This is a genomic window from Rhodopseudomonas sp., assembly GCF_048594845.1.
Classification (GTDB): Bacteria; Pseudomonadota; Alphaproteobacteria; order Rhizobiales; family Xanthobacteraceae; genus Rhodopseudomonas.
Genome location: NZ_JBMDXE010000291.1, coordinates 1 through 10,652, shown reverse-complemented (window position 1 = coordinate 10,652; position 10,652 = coordinate 1). Strand labels below are relative to the sequence as shown.

Sequence of the window (10,652 nt, the reverse complement as noted above, 5' to 3'; positions counted from 1 at the left end):
ATCTGCACCGTGGGTCCCTCGCGACCGACCGAGGCGCCGATCAGCAGGCCGAACAGCGTCAGCACGAACTTGCCGACCGCTGCGCGCAGCGACACCAGCCGCCCGCGCGCGCCCTGGTCGGTCAGCCGGCGCGCCGCGATCGCCTGCGGAATGCCGCTGCCCTGCGCGTTCTGGAAGAAGCGATTGGTGAGATACACCGAGACGAGGAAGCCGAGCGGCGTGATCAGCAGCGGCCAGTAGCGCGAATGCCGCAGCAGATCGGCGAAGGCGTCCTGCGCCAGGTCGGCCAGCCAAGCCAGCGCCGCCGCCGCCACACCGATGAACAGCCCGCCCGCCAGAAAGATCGCCCGCCGCCGCGACCGCGACGAAAAGATCACGAACTGCCGCTTCTGGCGGTGGGACACGGCGAATTTCATCGGCGGAATCGGGCCTCGCGCAAGCGTGAACGGCGTCAGCCCCTTCATGGCGCGCATCCGCGCCCCGAGTCCAGCAAGTTGCCGCGTCAACTTGGCGTGAAACGCGGCAGCGCTCCGTCATTGCGAGGAGCGCAGCGACGAAGCAATCCAGCTCCGTGCACGGCGCTGGATTGCTTCGCGTCGCTCGCAATGACGGAGGCTGCCATCACCCCTAAAACACGAAGGGCGCACCTTGCGGCGCGCCCTCCATCACTCACTCGCTCAGGCGGTGCACGGCGGCCGCAGCCGCCGCAGCGCTTAGTTCACGCCGAGCTTCTTCTGCAGGTTGGTCGACGAGGGCGTGTACTGGAACACGACGCGCTTGTCGGGATAGACGTACTTCACGGCCTTCTGAGCCATCAGCGCGCCTTCGTGGAAGCCGGACAGGATCAGCTTCAGCTTGCCCGGATAGGTGTTGATATCGCCGATCGCGAAGATGCCGGGGACGTTGGTCTCGAACGTGCCGGTGTCGACCGGGATCAGGTTGTTCTCCAGATGCAGGCCCCAGTTCGCGACCGGGCCGAGCTTCATGGTCAGGCCGAAGAACGGCAGCATCGCGTCGCAGGTGATCTGCTCGACCGAGTTGTCGTTGAGCTTGATGGTGGCACTCGAGAGCTGACCGTTATCACCGTGCAGTTCGGTGATCTGGCCGATCTTGAGCGCGAGCTTGCCGCTGGCGACGAGCTGGCGCATCTGCTCGACGCTGTGGGGCGCGCCGCGGAAGTCGTCGCGACGATGCACCAGCGTCATGCTCTTGCAGATCGGGTTGAGGTTCAGCGTCCAGTCGAGCGCGCTATCACCACCGCCGACGATCAGGATGTCCTTGCCGCGGAAGTCTTCCATCTTGCGCACCGCGTAGTGCACCGACTTGCCTTCATAGGCCTCGACGCCCGGCACCGGCGGCCGCTTGGGCTGGAACGAACCGCCGCCCGCCGCGACGACCAGCACCTTGCACTCGAACACCGTGCCCGCATTCGTGGTGACGCGGAATTCCGGATCGCCGATCTTCTCGACCGTCTCGATCATCTCGTTGAGATGGAAGGTCGGGTTGAACGGCTTGATCTGCTCCATCAGCGCTTCGGTGAGTCCGTGGCCGGTGATCATCGGCACGCCCGGAATGTCGTAGATCGGCTTTTCCGGATACAGCTCGGCGCACTGGCCGCCGACCTTGTCGAGAATGTCCACCAGATGGGCCTTGACGTCGAGCAGGCCCAGTTCGAACACGGCGAACAGTCCGCACGGACCCGCGCCGACAATCAGCACATCAGTCTTGATCGTTTCGGTCATCGCTTATTCTTTTCGCGTTGAAGAATTCTCGGACGCGGGGCGGTCCGGCCGCGGCTTGTCTAGCCAAGCCGGGCGGGGGAGAAAAGCCATAAAACCGCGCCGGCACCTTGTTCTAGCTCAAGAACTGGGCTCAATGGACAGCAAAAGCCCGGAGAATGGCCTTGACCGCAAGAACCCGCGACCATGCTGCCCCGCAGCTCGACGACTTCCCCTACCGACTTTCGGACAATGTCCGCTTCGCGGATCTCGATCCGAACAACCACGTCAACAACGCGGTCTATGCCAGTTACTTCGAGAGCGCGCGTGTCACGCTGATCAGAGGACTGGTTCCGCAGGGCATGTCCTGGGTGCTGGCACGGCTCGATATCCACTTCCGCAGCGAGTTGCACTGGCCGGGAACCATCGAGCTCGGCATCGGCCTGGTGAAGCTCGGCCGCACCTCGACGCATTACGATCAGGCGGTGTTTTCGAACGGAGTCTGCGTCGCCTCGGCTCGCGCCATCACGGTGCTGGTCGATCTCCACAGCCGCAAGCCGACGCCGCTCACCGACGAACTGATCGAAAAGTTGAAGCCGTGGTGGCGGCGAGGCTACGCGCAGGAGCAGGAGTAGAGCCGCTCTGCCTTTCTTGGATCAGAACGGAAGCTCAGTAACTCCCGCCACACGCATAACCTCGTGGTGAGGAGGCGCGCAGCGCCGTCTCGAACCATGGGCCGCAAGGGATGCGTTGCCCCATCCTTCGAGACGCCCGGCTTCGCCGGGCTCCTCAGGATGAGGATTCAGTGCCTGCGGAATGGTCGATCGTTTCAATCAAGCGATGAAACGCTCTAGAACGACATCCCAGTCAGTCTGAGCAGGATCAGGCCTGGCGGTCCGGGGTCGAGACGACGAGGCCGTCGAGTTCGTCCGAGACCTTGATCTGGCACGACAGCCGCGAGTTCGGCCGCACGTCGTAGCCGAAGTCGAGCATGTCTTCTTCCATCGGCGACGGGCCGCCGACCTTCTCGCGCCAGGCTTCGTCGATATAGACGTGGCAGGTCGCGCAGGCGCAGGCGCCGCCGCATTCGGCCTCGATGCCGGGGATGGCGTTACGGATCGCCGCTTCCATCACCGTCGCGCCGTTCTCGACGTCGACCGTGCGGGTTTCTCCGGAATGATCAACAAAGTGAATCTTGGCCATGATTGCTCGTCGGACGCTCTACAAGGTTCTGACAGGGAAAGGATGACGCGCTGTCCTATAGCGGGTCGATCGGCTTTCCGCCAGCGCCGCCGGCCAAAAACCGGCCGCCGCTGATCGGCCTTTCGCCGCAACGGCGTGGCTCGGACATGGTGCAGCGCGAAGCGGTCAGCGTTCCAGCAGGTCGCCGATCGCCACCCGGGCATGATCGACTGCGGCGTCGAGCATCGCCAGCAGTTCGGCGGCGTCGCTTCCACGCCGCAGGGCGTCTTCGAGGTCGGCGGCCGCATCCGCCACCGCGAATGCCCCGATGGCCCGGGCCGAGCCCTTCAGCGTATGTGCCAGCGCCGCGGCGTCCGCCGGCCACGACGATAGAAGTGCCACCAGGCTCGCGGCCTGCGCCGAGAACATCGTCAGCACCTCGCGCTCCAGCGCCCGGTCGCCAAGCGTCATCCGCGCGAGATGCGCCTCGTCGATTGCGAAATCCGGCACCAGAGGCGGCGACGCCATCCACTCCACCCGTTCAACCTGCAGCGACACTGATGCCTCCATGGGCCGCCCTCCACAGGGCCAGCCACAGTTTTCCAGATCGAAGCACAGGATTGGTTAACGGATCATTATGGGACAGCCTCGCAAGTTTGAGGCCATTTTGTCGGTAATTTGCTGCCGTTTCCCGGGCCACGGCGGATTTCGGCGACCGTAAAAGGGCTTAGCGGCTATTCCCGTTAACGATGATTAAGAATGTCTTAACGTCGGCCATTTCATTCGAAGCACCGAGCCAATAGGATGTTTGCGGAAGTGGTGGACAAAAGTCCGGCGTCGAGGGGGTTCGACCGCGCCGGGCTGGGCACCAGACCGGCTGGCAGGCTGTGGCTGATATCGCCCAGCGTTCCCCCGGTGCGTAGAACGAGGGCGTAGGTCACATGGCGAATAATCCCAAGAAGATCAAAGATCCGACCGAAGTGGCACTGTCCGCAATTCAGGAAGCCCTGAACCTCAGCGACGCGCCCGCCGGGTCCGACGCCGAGTCCGCTGCGCGCGACGAGAGCTCCGCGGCGCTGACGCCGCCGCCCGCCTTCAACGATGGTGCGCCCGAACCGCGCATCACCACCGATCGTCCCAGTTTCGAACAGGCCGACGACCGCCGCTTCGCCCAGCGGCCGGCCAATGACGATCGTGAGACCATCGGCCAGCTGTTGCAGGCGCTGCAGAAGGGCCGTCCCGCCCGCAACGTCTACATGCTCGCCTCGATCTTCGCCGGCGTTTGGGTGCTCGGCGGTCTGGTGCTGACCTTCAGCTTCCTGCCCTCGCTGCAGACGATGGTCGGCCAGGGCGCCGGCGGCACCATCGCGCTGGTCGGTCTGGTCGCGCTGTTCCTCGCGCCGGTGATGCTGTTCTATTTCCTCGCCAGCCTGACCTGGCGCGGCCAGGAACTGCGCATGATCGCGCAGTCGATGGCGCAGGTCGCGATCCGGTTCTCCGAGCCGGAAATCGCCGCCAGCGATTCCGTCGTCACTGTCGGCCAGGCGATCCGCCGCGAAGTCGCCGCGCTCGGCGATGGCGTCGAGCGCGCGATCGCGCGCGCCGGCGAACTCGAAACCCTGGTGGCCAACGAAGTCTCGGCGCTGGAGCGCGCCTATTCCGACAACGAAGTCCGCATCCGCGCCCTGCTGCAGGACATCGCGCATCAGCGCGACAATCTCGTCGGACAGGCCGAGCAGGTGCGTAGCGCCATCTCCGGCGTGCAGATCGATCTGCGCCACGACATCGCGCTGATTTCCGACGCGATCGCGTCGCGCGTCGACGAAGTCGCCAAGAGCATCACCAGCGCGCTGGAAGAGCGCGGCGCCCACATCACCACGGCGCTCGGCCACGCCGGCGACAACATGATCCTGGCGCTCGGCGAGCGCGGCGGCGATCTGCTCGACCGGCTCGAGGAAGCCAGCGGCGAGACCACCCGTGCGGTGCTCGAAGCCAGCGAGCGGCTGACCGCCAGCCTGAACTTCAAGACCGGCCATGTGCACGACGAATTCGTCGAGCTCGCCGATCGCGTCCACGAGATGCTCAACGAGCGGCTCGATCGCATCACCGGCGAATTCGAGCAGCGCTCGGTCAGCATCGTCGACGGCATTTCGGAACGCACCGAGCAGGTCCACGATTCGCTGAAGAACTCCTCGGACTCGCTGCTGCTCGAACTCGAGCTGCGCAGCGACGACCTCGTCAGCAAGATCGACGAGGCCGGCAACCGCCTCGCCGACCAGATCCTGACCAGCGGCGACAAGGCCAGCGAAGCGCTCGACGTCACCGTCAACACCCTGGTCGCCAAGGTGGTGAGCCAGACCGAGAACGCGCACGACACGCTCAGCCTGCAGATGAGCGCGTTCGACGACCTCGTGAAGCGGCAGGGCTCGGAGCTCGCCGAGAAGTTCGCGCGCGACTCCGGCACGCTCGGCGCGCTGATCACGCGCCACATCTCCGAGTTCGATCGCACCGTGAAGACCTATGGCGGCGAGATCGTCGAGCGCATGGGCCAGCGCACCGAGGACATCGCGGGCACGCTGAAGACCTACGTCGACAATTTCGACCAGCGCGTCACCTCGCGCGGCGGCGAACTCAGCGCCACGCTCGACCAGCGCCTGTCGCATTTCGAGAACGTGTTCGACTCCCGCGTCAGCAACCTCGACGGCTCGCTGGAGAGCAAGATCAAGGCGTTCGACGACAGCGTCGATACGCACCTGAAGTCGCTCGACGAGAACTTCGCCTCGCGCACCCAGTCGGTGACCGAGAGCATCGACACCCGCATCGCGCAGCTATCCGAGACGCTGACCACCGGATCGAGCCAGGCGATCGACCTGATCGACGACCGCATCACGCAGCTCTCGACCACGATGGAAAGCGGCGCCAGCCACGCGGTCGGCATGATCGACGATCGCTTCAGCCAGATCTCGACCACGATGTCGACCGGCGCCGACAACGCGGTCGCGCTGATCGACAGCCGTGTCGAGAAGCTCGCCGATACGCTGATCGCCGGCGCCGTGCAGGCGATCGAGTCGATCGACTCGCGGCTGACCCACCTCACCCACTCGCTCACCGACGGCACCGCTCAGGCGATCGGCGCGATCGACGAGCGCATCGTCAACGTCACCGAGACGATCGACAGCCGCAGCAACAGCCTCGCGGCCACGGTCAGCGCCCGCTTCCAGGATATTCACGACGGCCTCGAAGGCCGCGTCGGCGCCGTGCTGACCGATATCGATCTGCGCGTGTCGCAGTTCGAGGACCTGCTCGGCTCCCGCGTCGAAGCGGTGGCCGGCCGGTTCGAGCACACCGGCCGCGAGGCCAGCGACCTGCTGATGGCGCGCGCCGAAGAGCTGTCGCTCGGCATCAAGTCGCACGTCTCGGACGCGGAACGCTCGCTCACCAATCTGGCGATCAACACCACCGAGACGATCCAGAGCGGCGCCCGCACCGCCAAGGACGCGATGCTGTCGGTGTCGACCGAAGTCGGCGCCCAGCTTCAGCTCACCTCGTCGGAAATCGAACGCGCCCTCACCGCGGTCGGCACCAATGCCGCCAGCTCGGTGGTGGCGAGCGCGACCGAAGCGCAGTCCAAGCTGGCCGCCGCTTCCGGCGACACGCTGGCACAGCTGCGGTCGCTGTCGGCCGACATCGAGCGCACGCTCTCGGTCGCCGGCACCTCGACCGCCGCATCGCTGCTGGCCGGCGCCCGCGAGGCGCAGACCACGCTGGTGTCGAGCTCCGCCGACGTCACCAACGAGGTCAAGGCGCTCAGCGCCGAGATCCAGCGGACTCTCTCCGAAGTCGGCAGCACGGCCTCGACCGCCGTGCTCAACAGCGCCCGCGACGCCCAGTCGACGCTGGTGTCGTCGTCCACCGACGTCGCCAGCCAGATCCGCTCGCTGTCCGCCGATATCGAGCGCACGCTAATCGGCGCCGGCGACCAGACCGCGGCCTCGGTGCTGGCCAGCGCCCGTGAAGCGCAGACCACGCTGGTCTCCGCCTCGACCGAAGTCACCGGTCAGATCCGCTCGCTGTCGACCGATATCGAGCGCACGCTGTACGCGGCCGGCAACGCCACCGCGGAGTCGGTGCTGAGCGGCGCCCGCGCCGCCCAGACCACGCTGCTCGCGGCGTCGCAGGAAGCCGCCGAACAGGTCAAGTCGCTGACCGACGACGTGCAGCGCACGCTGTCGGATGTCGGCACCTCGACCGCCAGCGCGATCGTCGCCGGCGCCCGCGAAGCCCAGACCGCGCTGGTCTCGACCTCGTCCGAGGCGTCGACCCAGGTGGTGTCGCTCGCCAGCGACATCGAACGCCGCCTGACGGCGGCGGGCAGCGCCACCGTCGAGACGCTGCTGTCCGGCGTCCGCGAGGCGCAGCAGACCCTGCTGACGACGTCGACCGACGCCACCAATCAGGTGAAGTCGCTCACCGGCGACGTCGAGCGCACGCTCACGGCCGCCGGCAGCGCCACCGCCGGCGCGATCCTCGCCAGCGCCCGCGACCTGCAGGCCACGCTCGCCGCGTCGTCGACCTCCGCGTCCGATCAGGTGCGGTCGCTCGCCGCCGAAGTCGAGCGCAGCCTGATCAGCGCCGGCCGGACCTCGGCCGACTCGATCGTCACCGGCGCGCGCGAAGCGCAGACCTCGCTGATGACTGCGTCCGAGGAAGCCGCCAACCACGTCAAGTCGCTGGCGACCGACGTCGAGCGCACGCTGACCACGGTCAGCGCCGCCGCGGCATCGACCATCCTCGGCAGCGCCCGCGAAGTGCAGACGACGCTCACCACCAGCTCGTCGGAGGCCGCCACCCAGATCAAGGCGATCTCCGCCGACATCGAGCGCACGCTCGCCGGCGTCACCAGCAACACCACCGACAACATCCAGGTCAGCGCGGCCGCGGCCCAGACCGCCCTGGTGGCGGTGTCCAACGAGGTCTCGTCGAAGATCAAGTCGACCACCGCGGAGATCGAACGCTCGGTGTTCGCCGCCAGCGGCAGCTTCGGCTCGACCATCACGGCGAAGAGCGACGAGATCGTCAGCTACGTGCAGCAGCAGGCCGACCGCCTGTCGCAGATCATGGACAGCAAGCGCGGCGTGCTGGTCGAAGCTCTCTCCGGCAAGACCAGCCAGCTCACGATCGACATCGACCGTGTCACCACCGACGCACTCAACGCGATCGAGACCCGCGGCAAGGCGTTCTCGAACTCGATCGTCACCAACGGCACCGACGTCGCACGCTCGATCACCGGCGCCGGCGATCTCGCCACCGGCGCGATCAACAAGTCGCTCAAGGATCTCGAACTGGCGTCGCGTTCCGCCATCGACCAGTCGCGTCAGGTCTCTGTCGCGGCCGTCACCGAGATGCAGGAGACCAGCAAGATCCTGCGCAGCGACACCGTCGCGCTGTTCGAGCGACTGCGCGAGGGCAACATCCTGCTGCAGGAAGTCCTCACCGGCGCCCACGAGAACCTCAACTCGCTGGAGCGCGCGCTGGTCACCCGCGTGGCCGACTTCGTCGCCACCATGAACGACGTCAACGCCCGCAGCACGGCCGCGACGCAGGGCCTGGAAGACCAGCTCACCGGCTTCCATGGCAAGACCTCGCGGGCACTCGCCGATCTCAACGCGCTGTCCGAACAGTTCGAGGCCCATGGCCGCGCGCTGGCGGAAGCCGCAGAGCTCGTGCAGCAGAGCAACCGCAGCGCCTCGAGCTCGGTCAACGACCGCAAGGAGTCGCTCGAATCGCTGGTCACCACCATCGACCTGCGCACCGCCGATCTCGACCAGCGCCTGAGCCGCTTCACCAGCCTGCTCGACGAATCCCTGGCCGCGGCCGAGGAACGCGCCCGCGACATCGCGCGGGTCGTTGCCGAGACCGCCGGTGCCGGCTCGACCACCATCACCCAGCAGTTCGAGGCGGTGCGTGCCGCCGCCGAACACGAGCGCCTGCTCACGACCGAGGCGATGCAGCAGGTCTATCAGCAGGGCACCCAGCAGGCCGACGCGCTGTTCAAGCAGTCCGCCGACCGCTTCTCCGCCATCGTCCAGGGCATCAAGAAGATGGCCGCGGAGATGCACGAGGAGCTGGAATCGACCCGCGAGGAGCTCCGCCGCGGCGTGCTCGAAATCCCGCAGGAGGCCGCCGAGAGCACTGCGCAGATGCGCAAGGTGATCGTCGACCAGATCGAGGCGCTGGCCGAACTCAACCGCATCGTCGCCCGTCACGGCCGCGGCATGGACGTGGTGTCGACCTCCCGCGCCAGCGTGGTGCGCGAGGAAGAGCCGATGCTGGCCGCCGCCGGCGGACGCAGCGAGACTGTCTCGCGAGTCGCCGAGCCGGTGTCCCGGCCGGAGCCGATGCCGCGGTCCGAACCGGCGCCGCGCCCTGCCCCGCGTCGCGAGACCAGCGCCGCCACCCTGCCGCCGCCGGATCTCGGCCTGCCCGCCGGTCCGCCGCGCCGCACCGAAGCCCCGCCGGTCGCCCCGGCCGCCGATCAGGGCCGCGACGGCTGGCTGTCGGAGCTGCTCAACCGCGCCGAGACCACGCCGGAGCGCGAAGCCCCGCGCGGCCGGACGGCCCAGCAGGCGGTGAGCGGCACTCCGCTGGAATCGCTGTCGCTCGACATCGGCCGGCTGATGGACCGCAACCTGGTGCTGGAGATGTGGGACCGCTATCAGCGCGGTGAGGCCAAGGCCTTCAGCAAGCGGCTCTACACCCCGGCCGGCCAGAAGGCGTTCGACGAAGTCGCCCGCAAGTATCGCAGCGACCGTGCCTTCAAGCAGACCGTCGACCGCTACATCACCGAGTTCGAGCGCCTGCTCGACGAAGTCGCCCGCGACGAACGCGGCCCGCAAGCCCTGCGCACGCATCTCAGCTCGGAGACCGGCCTGGTGTACACGCTGCTGGCCCACGCGGCGGGGCGGCTCGGATGAGCTGACGCGCGGCGGGCTCCCTGCCCGCCCCTCACAGTGATCGTTCGCCGGCAAATCGGCAGCGACCACAAGTAACAACCAAGCGGAGGCCCCCGGCCTCCGCTTTTATTGACCGCGCAGGTCGCACCCCCCGTTCCGGATATTGCTACTGCCTCGTCACTGCCCGCCCGGTGTACTCGACGTATCAGCCCCGGTCCGCAGCGCGCTCCCTCTCCCGCTTGCGGGAGAGGGTTGGGGTGAGGGCGACGCAGGCAGTCAGTCAGCGACTCGCCGAGCGGAGTGCCCTCACTGGATCTCGGCAATCCACCCTCTCGTTCGTCATTCCGGGGCGCGCGCAGCGCGAGCCCGGAATCCATACCCCCTAGGCTCTCGTCAAGTGCACGACGGCTACCGCGATCAACAACGAAGCACAGGGGTTATGGATTCCGGGCTCACGCGCTACGCGCGTGCCCCGGAATGACGAACGAGAGGTTTGCACCCGGCTAGACGGCGAGTTCGAGTCGCGCCATTCTTGACAAAATTCCTAAAAGGACTATAGTCCGTCTTAACCCGCCCCGGGGAGAGGGGCGAAACGCGATCGTCACGGTTCGCGGGGCGGGGGGCGATGGACGCGGCAGCGTCAGGCGGGGACGTGAAAGCAGGGCGGGCTCCCTTTCATCGAAAGGTCCCGTGAGCCGACACCGAAGCGCTGACGACCACGCTGCCGCGGACGGCCAAGGCGTGTGGTCCTGATGTCCCGCGTGGCATCAAGCCCCGACCAGGCGTTCCGCTTCCACCG

Annotated in this window: 6 protein-coding genes; 2 read left to right on the top strand and 4 right to left on the bottom strand. The window is 67.0% G+C overall.

Annotation, left to right across the window (positions count from 1 at the left end; translation table 11 throughout):
- Together ACOJTD_RS18820 and ACOJTD_RS18815 are read right to left on the bottom strand one after the other, a co-directional pair.
- A partial coding sequence (locus tag ACOJTD_RS18820) for a chloride channel protein (protein WP_420134394.1) occupies positions 1-416 on the bottom strand: 416 nt, incomplete at its 3' end.
- Between the two features lie 297 nt (positions 417-713).
- Complete coding sequence (locus ACOJTD_RS18815; protein WP_420134393.1) at positions 714-1,742, bottom strand: NAD(P)/FAD-dependent oxidoreductase; 1,029 nt, start codon at positions 1,740-1,742, stop codon at positions 714-716.
- Between the two features lie 161 nt (positions 1,743-1,903).
- Here ACOJTD_RS18815 and ACOJTD_RS18810 point away from each other — a divergent pair, with 161 nt between their 5' ends.
- Positions 1,904-2,353 (top strand): acyl-CoA thioesterase, encoded by a 450-nt coding sequence (locus tag ACOJTD_RS18810; protein WP_420134392.1) that lies wholly within the window; start codon positions 1,904-1,906, stop codon positions 2,351-2,353.
- Positions 2,354-2,600: 247 nt separating this feature from the next.
- On the opposite strand, the gene ACOJTD_RS18805 is transcribed toward ACOJTD_RS18810, so the two are convergent.
- Positions 2,601-2,921, bottom strand: coding sequence for a 2Fe-2S iron-sulfur cluster-binding protein (locus tag ACOJTD_RS18805; RefSeq protein ID WP_254984241.1), 321 nt, complete (start codon positions 2,919-2,921; stop codon positions 2,601-2,603).
- Positions 2,922-3,086: 165 nt separating this feature from the next.
- Positions 3,087-3,428 carry an Hpt domain-containing protein gene (locus ACOJTD_RS18800; protein WP_420134395.1) on the bottom strand — a complete coding sequence of 114 codons (342 nt, stop codon included), beginning with the start codon at positions 3,426-3,428 and terminating at the stop codon, positions 3,087-3,089.
- 413 nt (positions 3,429-3,841) lie between these two features.
- On the opposite strand from ACOJTD_RS18800, the gene ACOJTD_RS18795 reads away from it, so the two are divergent.
- Positions 3,842-9,874 (top strand): negative regulator of septation ring formation, encoded by a 6,033-nt coding sequence (locus ACOJTD_RS18795; protein WP_420134391.1) that lies wholly within the window; start codon positions 3,842-3,844, stop codon positions 9,872-9,874.
- Positions 9,875-10,652: the final 778 nt, after the last annotated feature.